Below are 22,563 nucleotides of genomic sequence, written 5' to 3'. Positions count from 1 at the left end.
CCTCAGTCGAAGTTCGGCGCGTTGCGCTCGTAGACCAGGCGCAGCCCGATCAGGGTCAGCCACGGCTCGTGGTCGTCGATGACCGAGGACTCGCCGAGGACCATCGGCGCCAGGCCGCCGGTGGCGATCACGCGGACGTCGCCCGGGTCGCCGTGCGGGCCGGCCAGCTCCTTGGCCATCCGCGTGACGACCCCGTCGACCTGGCCCGCGAAGCCGTAGACCACGCCCGACTGCATCGCCTCGACCGTGGACTTGCCGATCACGTTGCGCGGCCGCGCCAGCTCGATCTTGCGGAGCTGGGCGCCCCGTACGCCGAGGGCCTCCATCGAGATCTCGATGCCCGGGGAGATCACCCCGCCCACGTACTCGCCCTTCGCGGAGACCGCGTCGAAGGTGGTCGCCGTACCGAAGTCGACCACGATCGCCGGGCCGCCGTAGAGCTCGACGGCTGCGACCGCGTTGATGATGCGGTCCGCGCCGACCTCCTTGGGGTTGTCCATCAGGATCGGCACACCCGTCTTGATGCCGGGCTCGACGAGCACCGCGGGGACGTCGCCGTAGTAGCGGCGGGTCACCTCGCGGAGCTCGTGCAGCACCGACGGGACCGTCGAGCAGATCGCGATGCCGTGGATGCCGTCGCCCAGCTCGCTGCCGAGCATCGGGTGCATGCCCATCAGGCCCTGCATCAGGACGGCCATCTCGTCGGCCGTGCGGCGCGGGTCGGTGGAGATGCGCCAGTGCTCGACGATCTCGTCGCCGTCGAACAGGCCGAGCACGGTGTGGGTGTTGCCGACGTCGATGGTCAGCAGCATTACCGCTCCTCGCGCAGGTCCAGGCCGATGTCCAGGATCGGGGACGAGTGCGTGAGCCCGCCGACCGCGAGGTAGTCGACGCCGGTCTCCGCGTACGTACGGGCGTTGGCCATGGTCAGGCGGCCCGAGGACTCCAGCACCGCGCGGCCGTGGACCAGCGCGACGGCCTCCTCGGTCTCGATCGGCGTGAAGTTGTCGAGGAGGATCAGGTCCGCGCCCGCGTCCAGGGCCTCGCGCACCTGCTGGAGGGTGTCCACCTCGACCTCGATCGGCAGGTCGGGGAACTGCTCGCGGACGGCCTTGAACGCCTCCGCGACACCGCCCGCCGCGATCACGTGGTTGTCCTTGACCAGCGCCGCGTCCGACAGCGACATCCGGTGGTTGACGCCGCCGCCGCACCGCACCGCGTACTTCTCCAGGGAGCGCAGGCCCGGCGTGGTCTTGCGGGTGTCGCGGACCTTCGCCCTGGTGCCCTCCAGCTCGTCGGCCCACTTGCGGGTCGCCGTCGCGATGCCCGACATCAGGCACAGCAGGTTCAGCGCGCTGCGCTCGCCCGTGAGCAGGTCCCGGGTGCGGGCCTTGACCGTCAGCAGCACCTGGCCCGGCTGCACGCGGTCGCCGTCCTCGACGTGCCGCTCGACCTCGAACTCGTCCTCGCAGACCACCGAGAGCACGGCCTCGGCGACGCGCAGGCCGGCGACCGTGCCCGCCTCGCGCGCGGTGAAGTCGGCGTGCGCGACGGCGTCCTCGGGGACGGTGGCCACCGTGGTCACGTCGACCCCGCCGTCCAGGTCTTCGGAGATCGCCATGTGGGCGATGTCCTCGACCTCGATCGGGTCCAGGCCGGCATCGGCCAGCAGCTGGGCCAGCGCCGGGTCCAGGCCGCTCTCCTCGCCGTCGCCGCAGCCGCAGTCGTCGCCGCAGCCGCCCGCGGACTCGTCGAGGAGCGGCAGCTCCGCGTGCTCGTGCTCGTGGTCGTGCTGTTCGGGGGTGCTCACGATGACTGCTCCTGGCTCAGGGGGTGCTGTACGGACGGAAGGCCCGCGGAGTCGGTGGGGGTGACGACCAGCGCCCGCTTCTCGGTGGCGGACAGCCGGACGACGAGGTGGCGGCGCCAGGCGGCGTCGTCCCGGTCGGGGTGGTCCTCGCGCCAGTGGCAGCCGCGGGTCTCCTCGCGGCGCAGGGCGGCGGCGACCAGTACCCGGGCCACGCACAGCAGGTTCGTGGCCTCCCAGGTCTCGGTGCCGGGCACGGCGGTCTTGCCGTCGCTCTCCAGCGCCGTCAGCGCCGTTGCGTACAGGTCTTCGAGGGCGGCGGCCGCCGTGCGCAGGGACTCGGCGGAGCGGAGCACGCCCGCGCCCTCCGTCATGATGCGCTGGACCTCGTACCGCGCCTCGGCGGGCTGCAGCGGGCCTGTCGCGGGGACCGGGATGCCCGGGCCGGTGCCGGCGGGCGCGCCCGCGACGATGTCGTCGGCGATGCGCTCGGCGAAGACGAGGCCCTCCAGCAGGGAGTTGGAGGCCAGCCGGTTCGCGCCGTGCACGCCGGTGCACGCCACCTCGCCGCACGCGTACAGGCCGGGGACGGTGGTACGGCCGTGCAGGTCGGTCCGTACGCCGCCGGAGGCGTAGTGCGCGGCGGGCGCGACCGGGACGGGCTCGGTCACCGGGTCGATGCCGTGGGCGCGGCAGGCGGCGAGGATGGTCGGGAAGCGCTGCTCCCACATCTGCGCGCCGAAGTGCCGGGCGTCCAGGTACATGTGCTGCGCGCCCTGCTCCTGCATCCGGCGCATGATGCCCTTGGCGACGATGTCGCGCGGGGCCAGCTCGGCCAGCTCGTGCTGCCCGACCATGAAGCGGACGCCGTCGCCGTCGACCAGGTACGCCCCCTCGCCGCGGACCGCCTCCGACACCAGGGGCTGCTGGCCCTCGGCGTCCGGGCCCAGGAAGAGCACGGTCGGGTGGAACTGGACGAACTCCAGGTCGGAGACCTCGGCCCCGGCCCGCAGGGCGAGCGCCACACCGTCGCCGGTGGACACCGACGGGTTGGTGGTGGCCGAGAAGACCTGGCCCATGCCTCCGGTCGCCAGGATCACGGCGGGCGCGTGGACCGCGCCGACGCCGTCGTGCTGGCCCTCGCCCATGACGTGCAGGGTGACACCGGCCGTACGGCCCTGCGCGTCCTGCAGCAGGTCCAGTACGAGGGCGTTCTCGACGGTCTCGATGCCGGCCGCCTGGACGGCCTCGACCAGCGCCCGGGAGATCTCGGCGCCGGTGGCGTCGCCGCCCGCGTGCGCGATCCGGCGGCGGTGGTGGCCGCCCTCGCGGGTCAGCTCTATTTCGCCGGTCTCGGCGGAGGTGTCGAAGACGGCGCCGGTGGCGATGAGGCGGCGCACGGCGTCCGGCCCCTCGGTGACGAGGAGCCGGACGGCGGCCTCGTCGCACAGCCCGGCGCCCGCGACCAGCGTGTCGTCCAGGTGCTGCTCGGGGGTGTCGCCGTCGCCGAGCGCCGCGGCGATGCCGCCCTGCGCCCAGCGGGTGGAGCCGTCGTCGAGCCGCGCCTTGGTGACCACGACCGTACGGCGGCCCGCGGCGGCGCAGCGCAGTGCGGCGGTCAGGCCGGCGACGCCGGAGCCGACGACCACGACGTCGGCTTCGACGGCCCAGCCGGGGGCGTTGGCGTGCAGCCGTATGCCGGTACCGGCGGTGCCTGTGCCTGGGGTGCTCACGTGTGTGCTCCGAACTCCAATGGGATGTTGTCGATCAGCCGGGTCGTCCCCACCTTCGCGGCGACGGCCAGCACGGCCTGCCCGGTGAAGTCGGGGCCGACATCGGTGAAGTCCTGCGGATCCACCAGTGCCAGATAGTCCAGCAGCAGCGGCGGGTCGTGCCGGCCCGCCTCCTCCAGGACGTGGCGGGCGGCGGCCCGTACGGCCTCCGGCAGGCCGGTGCCGGCGGCGGACGCGGCGGACACGGCGTGCGCGTCGGCGGAGGCCCGGATCTCGCCGAGCCGGGCCAGGGCGGTGGCCCGCTCGTCGCTGGCCGGGGAGGCCTCGGCGCGGGCGAGCAGCGCGGCCTGCGCGGCGAGCCGGTCCTGCCCGGCGAACAGGGCGCGGGACAGGGCCAGGGCGCTGCGGCGCTCCTGGGCGGAGAGGTACCGGTTGCGGGACGACAGCGCGAGCCCGTCCTCCTCGCGGACGGTCGGTACGCCGACCACCTCGACGGGGAAGTTCAGGTCGGTCACCATCCGCCGGATCAGGGCGAGTTGCTGCGCGTCCTTCTGGCCGAAGAGGGCCAGGTCGGGGCGGGTGAGGTGGAGCAGCTTGGCGACGACGGTCAGCATGCCGTCGAAGTGGCCGGGCCGGGTGGCCCCTTCGAGGCGCTCGCCCATCGGGCCGGCGCTGATCCGCACCTGGGGGTCGCCGCCGGGGTAGACCTCGTCGACGGCCGGGGCGAACACCGCGTCGGCGCCGGCCTCCCGGGCGATCTCCAGGTCGGCGTCGAGGGTGCGGGGGTAGCGGTCGAGGTCCTCGTTCGCCCCGAACTGCAGCGGGTTCACGAAGACGGTGACCACGACTTGGCCCCGGGCCCCGGCCCGTTCGCGGGCCGTACGGATCAGGGTGGCGTGGCCCTCGTGGAGGGCGCCCATGGTCATCACCACGGCGCGGGGGCCGTCGGCGGTGCGCGGGAGCTTGTGCAGCTCCTCCGCGGTGTCGATCAGCAGCAGCTCGGTCACTGGTCCCCACCCTCGGGATCGGCGAGCACGCCGAGCAGGTCCTCGGCGAGTTCGGGCTTGAGGAGGCCGTGCGCGAGGGCCCGGTCGGCAGTGGTGCGGGCCATGGCCAGGTACCCGGCGACCGAGGCGGGAGCGTGCTTGCGCAGCTCCGAGACGTGCGCGGCGACCGTGCCGGCGTCGCCGCGGGCCACCGGGCCGGTCAGCGCCGCGTCACCCGAGCGCAGGGCGTTGTCGAGGGCCGCGCCGAGGAGCGGGCCGAGCATCCGGTCGGGGTGCTCGACCCCGGCCTTGTGCAGCAGCTCCATGGCCTGGGCGACCAGGGTGACCAGGTGGTTGGCGCCGAGGGCGAGGGCCGCGTGGTAGAGCGGACGGTTCTCCTCCGCGATCCACTCGGGCTCCCCGCCCATCTCGATCACCAGGGCCTCGGCCGCGAGCCGCAGCTCCTCGGGGGCCGTGACGCCGAACGAGCAGCCGGCGAGCCGCTGGACGTCGACCTCGGTGCCCGTGAAGGTCATCGCGGGGTGCAGGGCCAGCGGGAGCGCGCCCGCGCGGCGGGCCGGGTCCAGCACGGCCGTCCCGTACCGCCCGGAGGTGTGCACGAGGAGCTGGCCGGGCCGGACGGCGCCGGTTTCGGCGAGCCCCTCGACGAGCGACGGCAGCGCGTCGTCGGGCACGGTCAGCAGCACCAGGTCGGCCAGCTCCAGTACCTGCGCGGGCGGTACGAGCGGCACGTCGGGCAGCATCCGCTCGGCGCGGCGGCGGGAGGCGTCGGAGACGCCGGACACGGCGACCGGCCGGTGCCCGGCCTGCTGGAGCGCACGGGCCAGCGCGGGGCCGACCCGGCCTGCGCCGACGACGCCGACGGTGAGCCGGGCGGGGCGCGGTTGCTGGGATGAGTTCACGCGGGGAGGGCCTTCCGTTCCAGTCCGCGGGGGGTACCGGACGATACGCCGCCATGCTAGCCCCTGGGCGTGTTGGCCTGTCGGCGATGATCGGGGGCATGACTGGTGACGACGATCTGACGAAGCGGCTGGTGGCGGCGGGACGCGGGGCCGAGCGGATGCTCTCCCGCAGCCTGCGCGAGGCGACGGTCGGTGAGCTGCTGTCGGGTCTGGCGGCGCCGGATCCCGACGAGCCGGCCGACCTGTACGGGGACGGCGTGGTGACCCGGCTCGAGCGGCGGGTCGCGGAGCTGCTGGGCACGGAGGACGCGGCGTTCTTCCCGTCGGGGACGATGGCCCAGCAGATCGCGCTGCGCTGCTGGGCCGGGCGGACCGGGAACCCGGTGGTCGCGCTGCACCCGATGAGCCATCCGGAGCTGTGGGAGGGCGGGGCCCTGTCGCTGGTCTCCGGCCTGCGGACGGTGCACCCGACGAAGGACCCGCGCCAGCCGACGGCGGAGGAGGTCGAGGCGCTGGCAGAGCCCTTCGGCACGCTGATGCTGGAGCTCCCGCTGCGCGACGCGGGCTTCCTGCTCCCCACCTGGGAGGAGCTGGAGGCGCTGGTCGACGCGGCCCGCGAACGGGATGCGGTGGTGCACTTCGACGGGGCCCGGCTGTGGGAGTCGACGGTGCACTTCGGGCGGCCGCTGCCGGAGATCGCCGGGCTCGCGGACTCGGTGTACGTGTCCTTCTACAAGTCCCTCGGCGGCCTGAGCGGCGCGGCCCTGGCGGGCTCCGCGTCGCTGATCTCGGAGGCGAAGGTCTGGCGCCACCGGTACGGGGGCCAGATCTTCCGCCAGTTCCCGCAGGCGCTGTCGGCGCTGGCCGGCCTGGACCGGGAGCTCCCGCGCCTCCCGTCGTACGTGGCCCGGGCGCGCGTGGTGGCGGCGGCGCTGGGGCCCGCGCTGGAGTCGGCCGGGGTCCCCTGGTTCCGCATCAACCCGGAGATCCCGCACACGCACCAGTTCCAGGTGTGGCTGCCGTACGGGGCGGACCGCCTGACGGAGGCGGGGATCCGCCTGGCGGAGGACACGGGCACGGTCCTCTTCCGCCGCTGGTCCCCGACGGTGGTCCCGGGCGTCTCGGCGACGGAACTGGAGGTCACCTCCCCGGGCCTCGCCTGGACCCCGGAGGACGTGACCGAGGCGGTCGAGGCGTTCACGGCGTACCTCCACGCGTAACCGGGGCACGGCCCGGGGAACGGCGCAAGGGCGGGGCGGGGAGACGGGGGCCCGGGAGGGGCCGGTGCAACGACGACGCACCGAATTCCGCCGAAGTCGTCGGTGTCGGCCCCTCTCGGAGTTACCGTCCCTTCACGGGAAGCAAGGAGCCGTCCCCCGGAGGAGAGACACCATGACCGCTCACCCCGCCTGGCAGAAGTCCACGTACTGCGGCGAAGGAGACAACTGCGTCTACGTCTCCGCGGCCCCCGGCCACCTCGTCCGCGTGGCCGACCGGGCCGACCCGGCGCATCTGGTTCTGGCCACGACCCAGGCCGCCTGGGCCGACTTCCTCGACGCCGTCAAAGCGGACGGGTAGGCGTCGGCGCGCCCGGAATCACGCCGCTCAGGGGATTTTGTCCGATTAGCGCGTATCTTCGGCCCATGCCCACGCCCTACGGATCCCGCGGCGGCATGGCGTTCAGCGCCGCCGAGCTGCACGTGCTCAGGCGAACGCTCGCCCACGCCCTCCAGTCCTCCACGGCCCCCCTGACGACCTCCGAGGTCCAGGACTGCCTGCGCCTCGCGCAGTCGGTGGACGATGCGGTCCAGGAGGCGGGGCGGCTCAGAGAGTTCCTCCTCGCCGACCTCGTCCGCTACCGCGGCGCCCTGCCCGGCAGCCTCTCCGGCTACCTGGAGCTGCTCCAGGACGCCCTGGCCGCGGGGTACGAGCCCGCGCCGGACGACCTCGCGGCCCTGCGCGCCCTGCGGGCCAACCCGGTCGCGGCGGCGCTGCTGTCCCGCTCCCAGGACATCGCCGAGCGCTCCGTGCGGCGGCGGCTCTCGATCACGCCGGCGCCCCGGACCCGGCTGCTGGCCCTGGCCGGCGGCAAGGACGTGAACGGCGCCAAGGACGCCGGCGAGGGCAAGGACGGCGAGGAAGAGCCGGCCCGACCCGCACCCGCCCCCAAGGAGCCGCGCCCCGAGCGGCCCTCCGAACGGCCCATCCCGACCCCCGGCGAGGTGTTCCCGCCGCGCCGCAAGCCCACCCCGCCCCCGGCGGCCGGACTCGCGGCCGGGTAGCTACGCTGGGGGGCATGGACTACGTTTCCGCGCTCGTGCCCCCCGTAGTGATGGCCGGCTTCTTCATCGCCCTCGTCGTGACGATCGTGAAGAGCCAGGGCGGCGCCAACAAGGCCAAGGAAGACGCGGCGGTCGACGCCGTGATCGCCCGCGCCGAGGCCGCCCGGCAGTCCCAGCCCGGGAAGTAAGCGCCACACGCGGACACACGCAGGGCGTACGGCTTCGAGAGCCGTACGCCCGATTTTGTTGAGCGTTGCGTTCCGAATGGCCGGGCAATTCCGCACATTCCGCACTATCGTGCTGTTGTGCCTCGCCCCCTGGGAGAACTCGAAGACGCGGTCATGACGCGGGTGTGGCAGTGGAACCGCCCGGTCACCGTTCGTGAAGTCCTGGAAGACCTCCAGCAGGAACGGTCCATCGCGTACACCACCGTCATGACGGTTATGGACAATCTCCATCAGAAGGGCTGGGTCCGCCGGGAAGCCGAAGGCCGCGCCTATCGATATACCGCGGTCTCCACCCGCGCCGCCTACTCGGCCGCACTGATGAACGAAGCCTGGTCGACGAGCGACAACCCCGCGGCCGCCCTCGTGGCCTTCTTCGGCATGATGTCCGCGGAACAGCGCGACGCCCTCCGGGACGCCTTCCGCATCGTCGGGTACGACGACGGATCGGCCGTAGAGCCGGCCGCGGAGCCGGCCACCGGGGTGGCCGCCGGGCCCGCGGCGGAGCCCGCCGCCGGAGCCCCTGCCGCGACGCCCCCCGAAGCCGCTCCCGCCGAAGGGGACTCCGCCGGGCGCGGGACCGAGCCGGGGCGATAGCGTCCGGGCATGGGTGAGTTTTCCGCTGCACAGGCAAAAACAGTGACGATCCGCCGTGCCCGCACCGGCGATGTTCCCGCGCTGCGGCGCCTGCTCGACCAGTACGTGCAGCAGCGGATCCTCCTCGACAAAGCCCCTGTCGTCCTTTACGAGGACATCCAGGAGTTCTGGGTCGCGGAACGCGACTCCGACGGTCAGGTGGTGGGCTGCGGCGCTCTCCACGTCATGTGGGAAGACCTCGCCGAAGTACGCACTCTTGCCGTCGACCGCGACTTGAAGGGGGCCGGAGTCGGCCATCAGCTGCTCGGGCAGTTGTTGGACACCGCCCGCGCGCTGGGCGTCCGGAAGGTTTTCTGCCTGACCTTCGAAGTGGACTTCTTCGCGAAGCACGGCTTCGTCGAGATCGGCGAGACCCCGGTCGAGACGGATGTCTACATGGAGCTCCTGCGTTCCTATGACGAGGGCGTCGCCGAGTTCCTCGGTCTCGAACGAGTGAAGCCGAACACCTTGGGCAACAGCCGGATGCTTCTGCACCTCTGAACGATCACGACGGCTTTTCCCGTGCTCCGCGCACCTGTGGCCTATGTCCGAATCGCGTACGTTTCCCGCCGCGTTGCGGTCTCGAACCTCTCCCCGGGGGTTTGTGTTTTCCAGGGAAAAGCGGTTTCCTTTCCGCGTACTGCTTTTCGATGAAAGGAAATCCCGGTGGCACAGAAGGTTCAGGTCCTTCTTGTCGACGACCTCGACGGTGGCGAGGCGGACGAGACCGTGACGTTCGCTCTGGATGGCAAGACCTACGAGATCGACCTCACCACCGCCAACGCGGAGAAGCTGCGCTCCGCGCTCGCCGACTACGTCAAGGGCGCCCGCCGCACCGGTGGCCGCGCTTCCGGCGGCCGCGCCAAGGCGCGGACGGCCGCGACGTCCGGCAACCCGGACACCGCCGAGATCCGCGCGTGGGCCAAGGCCCAGGGCATGAGCGTCAACGACCGCGGACGCGTCCCGCAGGAGATCCGCGAGGCCTACGAGAACCGGGCCTGACCCGTCAGGGTCTGACCCGGCCGGCCCGTGCAGGGCCCGGCCGCGGTGCTCCTCAGGGGCGTACGCCGCCACAGGCGCGCCCGGTGGCATTCCGTCGCCGCCGCGGCGACCAGGCGTACGAGATCGGGCCCGGCACCACCGTGCCGGGGACCGGCAGCCTGCCCGGGACCGGGCAGGGACGGCAGAAGTGCCTCACACCCCTGCTCGGGGGGTCGCAGCCACACGGCGGCCCCCCGGGGACTTCCCTCCGGGTGCCCCGGGGGAACCGGGGCCGTGATCCGGCCGCCCGCACCCAGGGCGGTGAGGTCCAGGGCGACCCCGCCCCACTCCAGCCAGTCGAGCAGCCCCTCCAGCTCGTCGGCGCTCCCCGCGGCCACCAGGAAGCGCATCCTGCCCCCCGTGAGCGCCACCGGACCCGTGGCGAGAGGCCTGCGCAGCAGCTCCGCCCCCGCATCGGCCGGCAGCTCGAGTACGTCGAACCGGGCCCCGGTGACCAGCCGGGCGGGCGGCCCGCCCGCGACGGGCCAGCCGAGCACCTCCGCGTACCAGGACGCGTACGCGTCCCGGGGCGAATCCGGGGGTGAATCCTCGGGTGCGACGCGGGGCGGCGGAACGGTGACGGCCATGCAGGGAGCAACTCCGAACCCGCCCCGGAGTTACGCAGCGCGCTGGTTTCAATGCGGAACGTAAACATCCGACGGGGTGGCGTCCCACATTCGGGACGCAATCGTGTTCGCCCGTAGCGGAGGGAAGCGGTGCCACCGGCATGGAGTGTCGGTGCTTACGGGTAAGACATTCCTAGTGGTACGGGGCGACACGCTGTTTTGGGCAGCGTCCGTTCGCCATCGGCGTACACGTGTGACGGGTATCTGCCTGGCCTGCGGGAACATCGTCTCGCACCATCGGGTTGGAGCAGTTGTCGGCAGTTGAAGCCGGTTTTCCCCACGGACGTGGGGGTGAGCCGCGGACGGATGTCGGCAGTTGGAATGAGCTGTCCCGCCCCGCGGGACTAGCATGCGGAAGGACAGGGCGGGGACCGACCCCGAACTGCCCGACCGCTCTGAGGAGCGATAAACGATGTTCGAGAGGTTCACCGACCGCGCGCGGCGGGTTGTCGTCCTGGCTCAGGAAGAAGCCCGGATGCTCAACCACAACTACATCGGCACCGAGCACATCCTCCTGGGCTTGATCCACGAGGGTGAGGGTGTCGCCGCTAAGGCCCTGGAGAGCCTCGGGATTTCGCTCGAGGCTGTTCGCCAGCAGGTTGAGGAGATCATCGGTCAGGGGCAGCAGGCCCCGTCCGGCCACATCCCCTTCACTCCGCGGGCGAAGAAGGTCCTGGAGCTTTCGCTCCGAGAGGCCCTCCAGCTCGGCCACAACTACATCGGCACCGAGCACATCCTGCTCGGCCTCATTCGCGAGGGCGAGGGCGTCGCCGCCCAGGTCCTGGTGAAGCTGGGCGCCGATCTCAACCGAGTCCGGCAGCAGGTCATCCAGCTGCTCTCCGGCTACTCCGGCGGAGGCAAGGAGTCGGCCACGGCCGGCGGCCCGGCCGAGGGCACCCCCTCGACCTCCCTCGTCCTGGACCAGTTCGGCCGCAATCTCACGCAGGCCGCCCGCGAATCCAAGCTCGACCCGGTCATCGGGCGCGAGAAGGAGATCGAGCGGGTCATGCAGGTCCTGTCCCGCCGTACCAAGAACAACCCGGTCCTCATCGGCGAGCCCGGCGTCGGCAAGACCGCCGTCGTCGAGGGCCTGGCCCAGGCGATCGTCAAGGGCGAGGTCCCCGAGACCCTCAAGGACAAGCACCTCTACACGCTTGACCTGGGTGCCCTGGTCGCCGGTTCCCGCTACCGCGGTGACTTCGAGGAGCGCCTGAAGAAGGTGCTCAAGGAGATCCGCACCCGCGGCGACATCATCCTGTTCATCGACGAGCTCCACACCCTCGTGGGTGCGGGTGCCGCCGAGGGCGCGATCGACGCCGCCAGCATCCTCAAGCCCATGCTGGCCCGTGGTGAGCTCCAGACCATCGGTGCCACGACGCTGGACGAGTACCGCAAGCACCTCGAGAAGGACGCGGCCCTCGAGCGCCGCTTCCAGCCGATCCAGGTGGCGGAGCCTTCCCTCCCCCACACGATCGAGATCCTCAAGGGGCTGCGCGACCGCTACGAGGCCCACCACCGCGTCTCCATCACGGACGAGGCCCTCGTCCAGGCGGCGACGCTGGCCGACCGGTACATCTCGGACCGCTTCCTGCCGGACAAGGCGATCGACCTGATCGACGAGGCCGGCTCCCGGATGCGCATCCGCCGGATGACCGCGCCGCCGGACCTCCGCGAGTTCGACGAGAAGATCGCGGGCGTGCGCCGCGACAAGGAGTCGGCCATCGACTCCCAGGACTTCGAGAAGGCGGCTTCTCTCCGCGACAAGGAGAAGCAGCTGCTGGCGGCGAAGGCCAAGCGCGAGAAGGAATGGAAGGCCGGCGACATGGACGTCGTCGCCGAGGTCGACGGCGAGCTCATCGCCGAGGTCCTCGCGACCGCGACCGGCATTCCCGTCTTCAAGCTCACCGAGGAGGAGTCCTCGCGACTGCTCCGCATGGAGGACGAGCTCCACAAGCGGGTCATCGGCCAGAAGGACGCCATCAAGGCGCTCTCCCAGGCGATCCGCCGTACCCGTGCGGGTCTGAAGGACCCGAAGCGCCCGGGTGGCTCGTTCATCTTCGCCGGTCCGTCCGGTGTCGGTAAGACCGAGCTCTCCAAGACGCTCGCCGAATTCCTCTTCGGCGACGAGGACGCGCTGATCTCCCTCGACATGTCGGAGTTCAGCGAGAAGCACACGGTTTCCCGCCTCTTCGGTTCGCCCCCCGGCTACGTGGGCTACGAAGAGGGCGGCCAGCTCACCGAGAAGGTGCGCCGCAAGCCGTTCTCCGTCGTCCTCTTCGACGAGGTCGAGAAGGCCCACCCGGATATCTTCAATTCCCTTCTCCAGATCCTGGAGGACGGTCGCCTGACCGACTCCCAGGGCCGGGTCGTGGACTTCAAGAACACGGTCATCATCATGACGACCAACCTGGGTACGCGGGACATCTCGAAGGGCTTCAACCTCGGCTTCGCCGCCGTGGGCGACGTCAAGACCGGTTACGACCGGATGAAGGCGAAGGTCAACGAAGAGCTCAAGCAGCACTTCCGGCCCGAGTTCCTGAACCGTGTCGACGACACGGTCGTCTTCCACCAGCTTTCGCAGGAAGACATCATCCAGATCGTCGACCTGATGATCGCCAAGGTCGACGAGCGCCTGAAGGACCGCGACATGGGCATCGAGCTGAGCGGCGACGCGAAGCTCCTGCTCGCCAAGCGGGGCTACGACCCGATCCTGGGCGCCCGCCCGCTGCGCCGCACCATCCAGCGCGAGATCGAGGACATCCTGTCGGAGAAGATCCTCTTCGGCGAGCTGCGTCCCGGCCACATCGTGGTCGTGGGCAAGGAGGGCGACGGCGAGGAAGCCAAGTTCACCTTCCGCGGCGAGGAGAAGTCGGCCCTGCCCGACCTCCCCCCGATCGAGGCCACGGGCTCCGGCCCGGACCTGAGCAAGGGCGCGTAAGCAGGAGCTGCACGAGGGGCGGCCCCGGAACCGAAAGGTTCCGGGGCCGCCCCTTTTGCGCCTCCCCGGAGGCCGCGCGCCGGTGACAAGCCACACAGGGCAAAACGGACCTACTAGGACGTCTCGTAGGTGGAATGTCCATTTTGTCCCCACTCACCCTTGCCCTCGGCCCAGTGGGGAAGCGGTCAACCGGTTGCGTCACACCCCCCGCGCCTACGAGCCCCGGTAGTAATCGGGACGTTTGGGGATGCGCAGGGACACGGGTTACCAAGGATGGGCAAGCCCGGCATCCGCTTCCCAGCGTGCCGGGTGACTTCATGCCCGCACCGTCCTTGTCCCCGGCCCGGAGGTCTCCTTACATGTTCGCGAAGCGCGTCAGCACCCGTCGTACCCGTCTCGCCATCGGCACCACCGCTCTCGGTGCGGTCCTGGCTCTCGGGGCCGGGACGACCGCCGCCTTCGCCGACACGGCCTCGCAGAGCGCCGCCCAGGCCCCCGCGGCCGCCGCGAAGACCGCCAAGTGGCAGAAGCCGGTCTCCAGCTACACGCTCTCCGCGACCTTCGGCAAGGGCGGCAGCATGTGGTCCCACAAGCACTCGGGCCAGGACTTCGCCTGCCCCGTCGGCACCCCGGTCAAGGCCGCCTCCGCGGGCGTCGTCGTCAAGGCCGGCCCGAACGGCGGCGGCGACGGCCCGGCGTACGGCAACGCCATCGTGATCAAGCACGCGAACAAGACGTACTCGCAGTACGCGCACCTCTCGAAGATCAAGGTCCGGATCGGCCAGAAGGTCGCCAAGGGCACGCAGGTCGCGCTGTCCGGCAACACCGGCAACTCGAGCGGCCCGCACCTCCACTTCGAGATCCGGACCACCCCGAACTACGGCTCGGCCGTGAACCCGGTCGCGTTCCTGCGCAACGCCGGTGTCACCGTCTGAGCCCTCTGACCTAGGTCAGTACAGGAGCCAGGAGCCCGTCGGCTTCGTCTTCGCGTCGACCCGGCCCGGCTTGAGGGTGTCGATCTGGGCGGGCGAGAGGACCACGTCGTAGGTCTGCACGGTCTCCATGGCCCCGCTCCACGGCGCGGTCCACTTGTCCTCGTGGCGCGAGCGCGCCAGCTGCAGCGGGCCCGGTGCCTGGAAGACGCCGGGGACGGGGGCCTCGCCGGTCTTCTTGCCGTTGACGTAGAGGGCGATCTGCTTGCGTTCGGCGTCGTAGGTCCCCGTCAGGGTGGAGAAGGTCTTCTCCATCTTGGGGCTCTCGCCGGTCACGGTCACCGCGGTCGCCTCGGCGCCCTGGTCGCCCGTCTGGACACGGAAGACCCAGGTCGGCTTGCCGTTCACCTGGTCCAGGCCCAGCTCGAACGAGAAGGACTTCTCGTTGCCCTGGCTGACGGCGATCTGGCGTCCCTTCGGGGCGCGGTTCCAGACGTGGGCCGAGACGGTGAAGCTCTTGGACGTGTCCACGACGCCCTTCGCGGACTCGGCGTACGAGTTCTCGTTGCCCTTCGTCCGGATCTCGAAGCGCTTCTCGATCGGGAAGACGCCGGCGTCCGGGCCCATCTTCAGCGGGGCCTTCCCGCTGCGGTCCCGGATCTGCGTCGGGTCGTCCTTGACGGTCGGCGTGTTGTCGACCGGGACCTTGCTCTTCGACCCGCTGGGGGAGGGTGAGGCCGACACCGACGGGGAGGGCGTGTCGTTCTTCGCCTCGTCCTCGCCCTTGTCGTCGCCGCCCAGCAGCAGGAACGTTCCACCGCCAGCGAGCAGCGCCAGTACGGTCACCGCGGCGCCGATCATCCACAGCCGCTTCTTGCGCTTCTCGGCCGCCGAGCGGTCGGCCATGGCCTCCCAGTCCGGTTGGTCCGACTGCGGCACGAACGGCCCGGGGAGCCCGGGGCCCGGCGCGGCCGGCCCGCCCATGTCCGGGAGCCCCTGGGCCCACGGCTGGGGCGCCGCGGCCGGTGCCTGCTGGTACGGGCCGGGCTGAGCGCCCGGCTGCGGGTAGCCGTAGCCGCTGCCGTCCGCGGGGACGCCCGGCGGCGGTCCGAAGGTGCCGCCGCCCGGCGCCGGGGTGCCGGGCGGGTAGCCGTAGCCGGCTGCGGAGGCCGGCGGGACCGGCGGGAACCCGTAGCCCCCGTTCCCGGGGGTGGGCTCGGGCTGCGGGTTGCTGGGGGGATTCGTACCGTCGGTCATGCCACGGATGCTAAAACACCGGTCCGCACAGCCGTACGGCCCGGTCCCGATCCGCTCGCGATCAGCCCTGGACCTTGATGACCGGGAAGCTTCCCGTAGCCGTCGGCGCGTGCTCAGGCAGCCACAACACCGCCACCGCCCCGGCCGCGGCTCCCTCGCGGTCCGCGCCGCCCGGAGCCGCCACGTTGCGGAACGTCAGCCGGGCGCCCAGCACCCGCGCCTGCCCCTCCGCGATGGTCAGCCCGAGGCCGTGCCCCACTCCGGCGCGGTCCGTCGACCCGGTCCGGAACCGGCTCGGCCCCTCGCGCAGCAGCGCCTCCGGGAAGCCCGGCCCGTGGTCCCGGACCCGGACGACCCGGCCCTCGATGTCCACCTGGACCGGCGGCTGCCCGTACCGCGCGGCATTGGCCAGCAGGTTGCCCAGGATCCGCTCCAGCCGCCGCGGGTCGGTGCTGACGATCTCGTCCGCGACCACCCGTACCGAAGCCTCCGGCATCAGCGAGGTCACCCGCCGGCTCACGAACTCGCCCAGCGCCACGTCCTGGAGCTCCGCCCGCTCGGAAGCGCTGTCCAGCCGGGCCACCTCCAGTACGTCCTCGACCAGCACCCGCATCGCCTGCGCCCGGTCCCGCACCAGCTCGGTCGGCCGCCCCGGAGGCAGCAGTTCCGCCGCCGTGAGCAGGCCCGTCACCGGGGTCCGCAGCTCGTGCGCGATGTCCGCGGTCACCCGCCGCTCGGCCTCCAGCCGCTCCTGGAGCGCGTCCGCCATGGCGTCCACGGCCCGCGCGAGGTCGTCGGTCTCGTCGCGTACGACGCCCCCGACCGCATCCCGCACCCGTACGTCGGGATCCCCGTGCGCCACCCGCTGCGCGGCGGCCGCGGCCTTGCGCAGCCGGCGCGAGATCTGCCCGCCGATGAGCACGCCGAGCGCGGCGCCCGCGACGACGACGGAGATCGACCCGACGACCAGGGCCCGGTCCAGGTCGCGCACCATGTTGGCGCTCTCCTTGAACTCGCTGTGCAGCGACAGCACCTGTCCGTTCCCGAGCGGCACCGCGGCCCACACCTCCGGCACGCCCTTGCGCGACTCCTGGATGTACGTGCCGCGCCGCCCCGACCGGGCCTTCTCGCGCAGCGCGGCGGGCAGCTCGGGGTCGTTGACCTTGGCCCCCAGGGCCGGCTTGCGCCCGGCTTCGACGAAGCGGGCGATGACGTTGACGTTGGCCAGCTGCGCGTCGCGGGCGCTCTCGAGCATCGAGACGCGGGCAGCACTGTGCACGACCAGGCTCAGTGCCACGGCGACGAGCGCGCCGACGGCGGCGATGGCGAGCGTGATCTTCCAGCGGATCCCCGTACGGAGGGTGAAGCGCCTCATCCCTTGAGCTTGTATCCGAATCCTCGGACCGTTTCGATGCGGTCCTGTCCGATCTTCGTGCGCAGCCGCTGGACGTGGACGTCCACGACGCGGGTGTCGCCGCCCCAGTCGTAGTCCCAGACCCTCTCCAGCAGGCGGTCGCGCGAGAGAACGGTGCCGGGCGCGGAGGAGAATTCCAGGAGCAGCCGCATCTCGGTCGGCGTCAGCGCCACCGGGGCGCCGGACCTGCGGACCTCCATGCCCTCGGTGTCGACCTCCAGGTCGCCGAAGACCAGCACCCCGCGCTCCTCGGAGCCGTCCTCGCCGTTCGCCCCCGGCCGGCCGTTCTGCGGGCCGCCGGCGTGGCCGAAGCGGCGCAGCACGGCGCGGATCCGGGCGACGAGGACCGAGCCGTCGAAGGGCTTGGTGACGTAGTCGTCGGCGCCCGCCTCCAGGCCGAGGACGACGTCGATGGAGTCGGCGCGCGCCGACAGCATGATCACGGGCACGGTGGACTCGTCGCGGATCCGGCGGCACAGGCTCACGCCGTCCATGCCGGGCACCATCACGTCGAGCAGCGCGATGTCCGGCTGGTCGGCCCGGAAGGACTCCAGGCCGGACAGGCCGTCGGGCATGGCGGTGACCACGAACCCGTCGCGTTCCAGCGCCAGGGTCGTGGCCTCGCGGATGACGTCGTCGTCCTCCACGAACAGGACATGGGTTTCGGCCATGCGGGAGCCTCGCCTCGGTTCTTCGCTTCTTCGGTCCGTCGGTACTTCTTGGTCTTCGGGTCTTCGGGGCGTCAGTTCCTCTGGGTGACCGCCGGGGCCGGCTGGACCGCACCGTCGATGTTGCTGTAGTCGGTGTGCACCCGGTCCTGCTCGGTGAACTTCTCCCCGTTCCAGTGGTACGTGATCACGTCCTCGCCCGACGGATAGGCGAGGGCGTCGCTCTTCCCGTAGACGGGCTTGGTGACCACCAGGGCGCCCCGGTCGATCTCCGCGTAGACGGGCGGCTGCTCGTCCGAGAACACATTCTCGTACGTCCCGCCCTCCGCCCGGTACACGTACGAGCCCCGCCCCAGCGCATCGGCGCAGGACAGCACGTTGACGACGATGTCCACGACGGAGCCGCCGGTGACCTTCCCGTAGCTCACGTCGACCGGGTACTCCTTGCCCGTGCAGGGCTTGAGGTCCCGCTTGACCTCGGCGCTGACCTTCGGGTCCGCCCGGAGCAGGGCGACGGCGTCGACCCGCCGTGCGGGACCACCCGACGCCCCCGTGGTGGCCGGGACGTGGTCCGGCGGGGCGGCCGTCGGCGAGCCGCTCTTGGCGACGGCTTCGGTGTGGGCCGGGCCGCCGTCGCGCAGACCGGTGCCGCCGGTGGCGCATCCGGCGGCGAACAGCACTGTGCCGACGAGGACGACCGTCCCCGCCGACACCAGCACCAGCGGACTTCTGCCGCTCAAGCTTTGGCCGTTCAGGCCGCGCACCGCTCACGCCCCTCGTACCGGATGGTGTGTTCACCGCGGTGGTCACCGCGCTCCAGCGCACGCATGTCCAGATCCCGGCTCTCCAACTCCTGCCGGAGCCGGGCCAGCGCGCGGTGCAGGGTGCTCTTCACAGTACCCGCCGACATGCCGAGCGCGGCGGCGGTCTCCTCGGTGCTCATCTGCTCCCAGTGTCGCAGCACGACCACGCTGCGCTGCTTGGGCGCGAGAACCTTGAGGATGTCCATCAGCAGGGCGCGGTCGGCGCGCTGGTCGGAGCCGTCCTCGACGGAGGCGTCCGGGAGCTGCTCGGTGGGGACTTCCTCCAGCTTGCGGGCGCGCCACCACTCGGTGCGGGTGTTGATCATGACGCGGCGCAGATAGGCGTCGGCCAGCGACTTGTCGGCGATGCCGTCCCAGCGGCCGTACGTGCGCACCAGCGCGGTCTGCAGGAGGTCCTGCGCGTCCGTGGGGTCCGGGACCAGGCGCCGGGCACTGCGCAGGAGCGCATCCTGCCGAGTGCGTACGTACTCCTCGAATCCGAGTACCTCGCCGTGCGCCATCTCAGACCGCCTCCGTCCCGTGCAACCGCTCATCCCCGTGTCCTACGCATTCGAAGGTACGGAGGGGTTGTCACGGGCCTGTGCGGGCCAGCCTTCGGTGGACGCACGGACACCCATAGGTTGTGTAACAGTGCCGTGAGCTGGGGTTTGCCCGACACAAGCGGAATCCCCGACTCAGCTCAGCTCGGTCCGGCCCGGCGCGGCTCCGGCCCGCCTCAGTTCGCCGCGGGGCCCTGCGGCAGCCGGTACATCCCCCCGGCGAGCGGTTCGACCAGCCCGTCGGAGACCAGCCCGTCCAGCGACCGGGCCCGCTGCACGGGCTCGTCCCAGACGGTGTCGAGCACCGCCTGCGGAACCGGTCCGACCGCATCCCGCAGCACCGCGAGGAGCTTGCCGCGCACCTGCCGGTCCGTCCCCGCGTACGTCTGGCCGCGCCGCGGCGGCCCCTCGTGCGCCGGCTTCCCGGCCAGCCGCCACGCGCACAGCCCGGCCACCGGGCAGCGCATGCAGTCGGGGGACTTGGCCGTGCACACCAGGGCGCCGAGCTCCATCGAGGCCGCCGCCCAGCGGGCCGCGGTGCCCTCGTCCTCGGGCAGCAGGGCCCGGGCCAGGCGCCGCTCGGCGGCCGTGGTGGCGTTCGGCGGGTACTCGACCCCGGTCGTGGTGCGCGCGAAGACCCGGCGCACGTTGGTGTCGAGCACGGCGTGCCGCTGCCCGTACGCGAACGAGGCCACGGCGGCCGCCGTGTACTCGCCGATCCCGGGCAGCGCGAGCAGCTGCGCGTGCTCCCTCGGTACGTCGCCCCCGTGCCGCTCCGTTATCGCGACGGCCGCGCCGTGCAGGCGCAGGGCCCGGCGGGGGTAGCCGAGCCGCCCCCAGGCCCGTACGGCCTCGCCGGGGGCCTCCGCGGCCAGGTCGGCGGGGCGGGGCCACCGGGCGAGCCACTGCTCGTACACCGGCAGGACCCGGCTGACCGGGGTCTGCTGGAGCATGAACTCGCTGACCATGACCCCCCAGGGGCCGGCCTCGGGGCGGCGCCAGGGCAGGTCGCGGGCGTGCTCCTCGAACCAGGCGATGACCGGGGAGTGCAGCGCGTGGGTCACGTCGGGGAACGTCTCGGGGGAAGGGCTGGTGGATGCAGTCATGGCAGACGGCATCCTGGCACGTTTCAGGGCTGCCGCGCGGGGCCCGGGCCGGTGAACCAGACAGCGGCGCGCCCTCCGCTCGCCCGCATGGCGGCAGTGATCGTACTGATCGGACCGGTGAAGGCGAGGACGTAGAGCGCGGCGACCTCGGAGGTGACGTACGCGACGGCGGTGGCGAGCGGCGCGAGGACGGCGAGGGCGACGGCGCGCGGGCCGGCCCGGGTGCGCGACCGCCACCACAACGGCCGTGAAGAGCAGGCCGAAAAGCAGCAGTCCGTACTCCGTCCAGACCTCGAACGCCGACTGCACCCAGCCGGGGTGCGGAGCGGGCGGAATCGGTGAGGTCGCGGTAGAGGCCGGAGGTGTCGATGCTCACCGACCGTACTCAAACGCGATCGTGACCGACGTGGGACTCTTGGCCGAATCTCGACGGTCGGGCGTCCGCCTGCAGGATGATCATCGGCAGAACAAGCCGCTTGCGCGGCATGTGGGGCGCAGATCGGGCCGCGGACTCTCGTAAAGTTCCGTCCGTGGGATCTATGCGCAATCCGGTCGGGCCGCTCCCCTCCTCCATCTACTGGCGACGGAGGGCTGTGCTGGCGTCCGTTGTCGCGCTGCTCGCGCTCCTCGCCGTATGGACCGTCAGTTCCGGTGGGGGGAAGTCGAGTACGAACGGCAAGGGCGGCGACAAGGGACCCGACCCGGTCGCCTCGATCACCCCCGGGCCGGCGGGGACGGGGCCGGCGATCAGTCAGGCGCCGGGCGGGCGTGCGGAGTCGGGCGGCGGCGCGGGCAAGAACGGCGAACCGGGCGGCACTCCGGGCACGGGAGCGGCTCCGGGCGCCGGCAGCGGCGCCGGCGGGGGCAGCGGCGGTACGGGTGGCTCCACCTCCCAGGTCCCGGCGGACTCCCCGCTTCCCACGTGCGCCCCGAGCGGGCTGCAGTGGGAGGTCAAGAGCGTGAAGAACGAGTACGAGACGAGCGAGAAGCCCCGCCTCGAACTGGTCGCCCGCAATGTCTCCGGCACGACCTGCAAGGTCGACCTCGGCCCGAAGCAGGCGGTCCTGACCATCCTTCAGGCGAGCACCAGCAAGGCCGTCTGGTCTTCGGCGGACTGCCCGTCGGGCGCGGGCAACGCGTTCTTCCGGGTGCCGTCGCAGGGGGAGACGAAGCAGTCGCTGGAGTGGGACAGGAAGTTCAGCGCGGCGGACCAGTGCCAGACGCCTCCGGCGGGGAGCGCGGCTCCGGACACGTACGTGGTGGAGGTCAAGTCCCCGGGCATGCCGGTAGCCCGAACCTCCTTCGTCCTCAAGCAGGACTAGTGCTGTGGCCGGCGAGGTGCCGTGCCGGGCGTCGCGACCCGGTGAACCTTGCCGGTCACAGCACTAGCGCCCCTGGGGGCGCCCGGGCCTGCTCCGGCCCGACCGCCCCTGGGGCGCCCGGGCCCGTTCCGGCCCCGCCGGCGCTTTAGACGTAGCGCTCGAGGATCGACGACTCCGCCAGGCGGGACAGGCCCTCGCGGACACTGCGCGCCCGCGCCTCGCCCACGCCGTCCACGGCCTGGAGGTCGTCCACCGACGCGGCCAACAGCTTCTGCAGGCCCCCGAAGTGTTCCACCAGCCGCTCGATGATGGCCCCCGGCAGCCGCGGGACCTTCGCCAGCAGCCGGTACCCCCGCGGGGACACCGCCGAGTCCAGCGTCTCCGGCGAGCCCGTGTACCCCAGCGCCCGTGCCACGATGCCGAGCTCCAGCAGCTCCGGATGCGTCAGCGCGTCCAGCGCCGGCAGCGCCTCCTCCACCGTGCGGGAGCGCTTCGCCGTCGGCTCCGGCACGTAGTCCCGGATCACCAGTTCCCGCTCCTGCTCGATGCCGACGGTCAGCTCGTCCAGCTGGAGCGACAGCAGTCGCCCGTCCGTGCCCAGCTCGACCACGTATTCCGCGATTTCCGTGGCGATGCGGCGAACCATTTCCAGCCGCTGCGCGACCGCCGTCACGTCGCGCACCGTGACCAGGTCCTCGATCTCCAGCGCCGACAGCGTGCCCGCGACCTCGTCGAGCCGCAGCTTGTACCGCTCCAGCGTGGCCAGCGCCTGGTTCGCCCGCGACAGGATCGCCCCGGACTCCTCCAGGACCCGGCGCTCCCCGTCCACGTACAGCGCGATCAGCCGCATCGACTGCGACACCGACACCACCGGGAAGCCGCACTGCTTCGAGACGCGGTCCGCGGTGCGGTGACGGGTGCCCGTCTCCTCCGTCGGGATCGACGCGTCCGGCACCAGCTGGACGCCGGCCCGCAGGATCTTGGTGATGTCCTTGTCGAGGATCAGCGCACCGTCGAGCTTGCACAGCTCGCGCAGCCGGGTCGCGGTGAACTCCACGTCCAGGACGAAACCGCCCGTGCACATCGACTCGACGGTCTTGTCCATCCCGAGGACGAGGAGGCCGCCGGTGTTGCCGCGGACGATCCGTTCCAGACCGTCACGCAGGGGCTGACCAGGTGCGACCGCGCTCAGCGAGGCGCGCATCATGGCCTCCTGCCTGGAGCTGGCGCCCGACTTTCCGGATGCTGCTGCCCCGTCCTTGGCTGCCACTGCACTCCTCCGGTCGCGGGTTGCGCCGCCTGCGT

Annotated in this window: 24 protein-coding genes; 10 read left to right on the top strand and 14 right to left on the bottom strand. The window is 72.0% G+C overall.

All coding sequences use genetic code 11. From position 1 onward, the window contains the following. Window positions 1-2: 2 nt before the first annotated feature. From IF09_RS0129340 to IF09_RS0129320, 5 genes are read right to left on the bottom strand one after another with little or no spacing between them, the layout of a single operon-like run. Window positions 3-812 carry a type III pantothenate kinase gene (locus IF09_RS0129340; RefSeq protein WP_030300701.1) on the bottom strand — a complete coding sequence of 270 codons (810 nt, stop codon included), beginning with the start codon at window positions 810-812 and terminating at the stop codon, window positions 3-5. Next, entirely contained in the window at window positions 812-1,810 is a 999-nt protein-coding gene (gene nadC, locus IF09_RS0129335; protein ID WP_030300699.1) for a carboxylating nicotinate-nucleotide diphosphorylase, read from the bottom strand. The genes IF09_RS0129340 and nadC overlap by 1 nt, the downstream gene beginning before the upstream one ends. Beyond that, window positions 1,807-3,540, bottom strand: a complete 1,734-nt coding sequence (locus IF09_RS0129330) for an L-aspartate oxidase (RefSeq protein ID WP_030300697.1) — start codon at window positions 3,538-3,540, stop codon at window positions 1,807-1,809. The genes nadC and IF09_RS0129330 overlap by 4 nt, the downstream gene beginning before the upstream one ends. Further along, complete coding sequence (gene panC, locus IF09_RS0129325) at window positions 3,537-4,547, bottom strand: pantoate--beta-alanine ligase (protein WP_030300695.1); 1,011 nt, start codon at window positions 4,545-4,547, stop codon at window positions 3,537-3,539. The genes IF09_RS0129330 and panC overlap by 4 nt, the downstream gene beginning before the upstream one ends. Beyond that, on the bottom strand, window positions 4,544-5,449 hold the full coding sequence (locus IF09_RS0129320) for a Rossmann-like and DUF2520 domain-containing protein (RefSeq protein WP_030300693.1): 906 nt from the start codon (window positions 5,447-5,449) through the stop codon (window positions 4,544-4,546). The genes panC and IF09_RS0129320 overlap by 4 nt, the downstream gene beginning before the upstream one ends. A gap of 98 nt (window positions 5,450-5,547) precedes the next feature. Between IF09_RS0129320 and IF09_RS0129315 the strand changes: the two genes are divergently transcribed. The 7 genes from IF09_RS0129315 to IF09_RS0129285 all read left to right on the top strand — a co-directional run bounded on the left by IF09_RS0129315 (window position 5,548) and on the right by IF09_RS0129285 (window position 9,593). Continuing rightward, window positions 5,548-6,669 carry a threonine aldolase family protein gene (locus IF09_RS0129315; RefSeq protein WP_030300691.1) on the top strand — a complete coding sequence of 374 codons (1,122 nt, stop codon included), beginning with the start codon at window positions 5,548-5,550 and terminating at the stop codon, window positions 6,667-6,669. Window positions 6,670-6,841: 172 nt separating this feature from the next. After that, the gene (locus IF09_RS0129310; RefSeq protein ID WP_030300689.1) at window positions 6,842-7,027 is read left to right on the top strand and encodes a DUF397 domain-containing protein; all 186 of its coding nucleotides are present in this window, start codon (window positions 6,842-6,844) and stop codon (window positions 7,025-7,027) included. Between the two features lie 65 nt (window positions 7,028-7,092). Then, complete coding sequence (locus IF09_RS0129305) at window positions 7,093-7,731, top strand: hypothetical protein (protein WP_234321187.1); 639 nt, start codon at window positions 7,093-7,095, stop codon at window positions 7,729-7,731. A 14-nt stretch (window positions 7,732-7,745) separates the two neighbouring features. Further along, a complete protein-coding gene (locus IF09_RS46425; RefSeq protein ID WP_030300685.1) occupies window positions 7,746-7,919 on the top strand; it encodes a hypothetical protein in 174 nt (57 codons plus the stop codon). Window positions 7,920-8,036: 117 nt separating this feature from the next. Further along, window positions 8,037-8,552: a BlaI/MecI/CopY family transcriptional regulator gene (locus tag IF09_RS0129295; protein ID WP_078613521.1), complete on the top strand. Its 516-nt coding sequence runs from the start codon at window positions 8,037-8,039 to the stop codon at window positions 8,550-8,552. 9 nt (window positions 8,553-8,561) lie between these two features. Continuing rightward, window positions 8,562-9,092 (top strand): amino-acid N-acetyltransferase, encoded by a 531-nt coding sequence (locus IF09_RS0129290; protein WP_030300680.1) that lies wholly within the window; start codon window positions 8,562-8,564, stop codon window positions 9,090-9,092. 165 nt (window positions 9,093-9,257) lie between these two features. Next, a complete protein-coding gene (locus IF09_RS0129285; RefSeq protein WP_030300678.1) occupies window positions 9,258-9,593 on the top strand; it encodes a histone-like nucleoid-structuring protein Lsr2 in 336 nt (111 codons plus the stop codon). Here the strand turns inward: IF09_RS0129285 and IF09_RS0129280 are convergent. Next, the gene (locus tag IF09_RS0129280) at window positions 9,575-10,219 is read right to left on the bottom strand and encodes an SCO3374 family protein (RefSeq protein ID WP_030300676.1); all 645 of its coding nucleotides are present in this window, start codon (window positions 10,217-10,219) and stop codon (window positions 9,575-9,577) included. The genes IF09_RS0129285 and IF09_RS0129280 overlap by 19 nt on opposite strands. A 451-nt stretch (window positions 10,220-10,670) precedes the next feature. Between IF09_RS0129280 and IF09_RS0129275 the strand changes: the two genes are divergently transcribed. Then, window positions 10,671-13,196 carry an ATP-dependent Clp protease ATP-binding subunit gene (locus IF09_RS0129275; protein ID WP_030300674.1) on the top strand — a complete coding sequence of 842 codons (2,526 nt, stop codon included), beginning with the start codon at window positions 10,671-10,673 and terminating at the stop codon, window positions 13,194-13,196. A 359-nt stretch (window positions 13,197-13,555) separates the two neighbouring features. Next, entirely contained in the window at window positions 13,556-14,131 is a 576-nt protein-coding gene (locus IF09_RS0129270; protein WP_030300672.1) for a M23 family metallopeptidase, read from the top strand. 15 nt (window positions 14,132-14,146) lie between these two features. Here IF09_RS0129270 and IF09_RS0129265 read toward each other — a convergent pair whose 3' ends face one another. The 7 genes from IF09_RS0129265 to IF09_RS47395 form a co-directional block, all read right to left on the bottom strand. Further along, window positions 14,147-15,385 carry a LamG domain-containing protein gene (locus tag IF09_RS0129265; RefSeq protein ID WP_030300670.1) on the bottom strand — a complete coding sequence of 413 codons (1,239 nt, stop codon included), beginning with the start codon at window positions 15,383-15,385 and terminating at the stop codon, window positions 14,147-14,149. A 61-nt stretch (window positions 15,386-15,446) separates the two neighbouring features. Further along, window positions 15,447-16,760 carry a two-component system sensor histidine kinase CseC gene (cseC, locus tag IF09_RS0129260; protein ID WP_030300668.1) on the bottom strand — a complete coding sequence of 438 codons (1,314 nt, stop codon included), beginning with the start codon at window positions 16,758-16,760 and terminating at the stop codon, window positions 15,447-15,449. Beyond that, window positions 16,757-17,470: a two-component system response regulator CseB gene (gene cseB / locus IF09_RS0129255; protein WP_030300666.1), complete on the bottom strand. Its 714-nt coding sequence runs from the start codon at window positions 17,468-17,470 to the stop codon at window positions 16,757-16,759. The genes cseC and cseB overlap by 4 nt, the downstream gene beginning before the upstream one ends. Before the next feature lie 71 nt (window positions 17,471-17,541). After that, window positions 17,542-18,180: a hypothetical protein gene (locus tag IF09_RS0129250; RefSeq protein ID WP_051833076.1), complete on the bottom strand. Its 639-nt coding sequence runs from the start codon at window positions 18,178-18,180 to the stop codon at window positions 17,542-17,544. A gap of 38 nt (window positions 18,181-18,218) precedes the next feature. Next, on the bottom strand, window positions 18,219-18,791 hold the full coding sequence (locus tag IF09_RS0129245) for a SigE family RNA polymerase sigma factor (RefSeq protein WP_030300663.1): 573 nt from the start codon (window positions 18,789-18,791) through the stop codon (window positions 18,219-18,221). Between the two features lie 215 nt (window positions 18,792-19,006). Next, window positions 19,007-19,936 (bottom strand): A/G-specific adenine glycosylase, encoded by a 930-nt coding sequence (locus tag IF09_RS0129240; protein WP_030300662.1) that lies wholly within the window; start codon window positions 19,934-19,936, stop codon window positions 19,007-19,009. 23 nt (window positions 19,937-19,959) lie between these two features. Continuing rightward, window positions 19,960-20,178: a hypothetical protein gene (locus IF09_RS47395; RefSeq protein ID WP_030300660.1), complete on the bottom strand. Its 219-nt coding sequence runs from the start codon at window positions 20,176-20,178 to the stop codon at window positions 19,960-19,962. A gap of 351 nt (window positions 20,179-20,529) precedes the next feature. On the opposite strand from IF09_RS47395, the gene IF09_RS0129230 reads away from it, so the two are divergent. Beyond that, window positions 20,530-21,258, top strand: a complete 729-nt coding sequence (locus IF09_RS0129230) for a hypothetical protein (protein WP_324606874.1) — start codon at window positions 20,530-20,532, stop codon at window positions 21,256-21,258. A 145-nt stretch (window positions 21,259-21,403) separates the two neighbouring features. Here the strand turns inward: IF09_RS0129230 and disA are convergent, their stop codons facing one another. Next, on the bottom strand, window positions 21,404-22,528 hold the full coding sequence (gene disA / locus IF09_RS0129225; RefSeq protein WP_030300655.1) for a DNA integrity scanning diadenylate cyclase DisA: 1,125 nt from the start codon (window positions 22,526-22,528) through the stop codon (window positions 21,404-21,406). Between the last annotated feature and the right edge of the window lie 35 nt (window positions 22,529-22,563).

The organism is Streptomyces katrae (assembly GCF_000717655.1).
Classification (GTDB): Bacteria; Actinomycetota; Actinomycetes; order Streptomycetales; family Streptomycetaceae; genus Streptomyces; species Streptomyces katrae_B.
The sequence above is the reverse complement of the archived record's forward strand: the minus strand, read 5'-3'. Positions and strand labels throughout refer to the sequence as shown.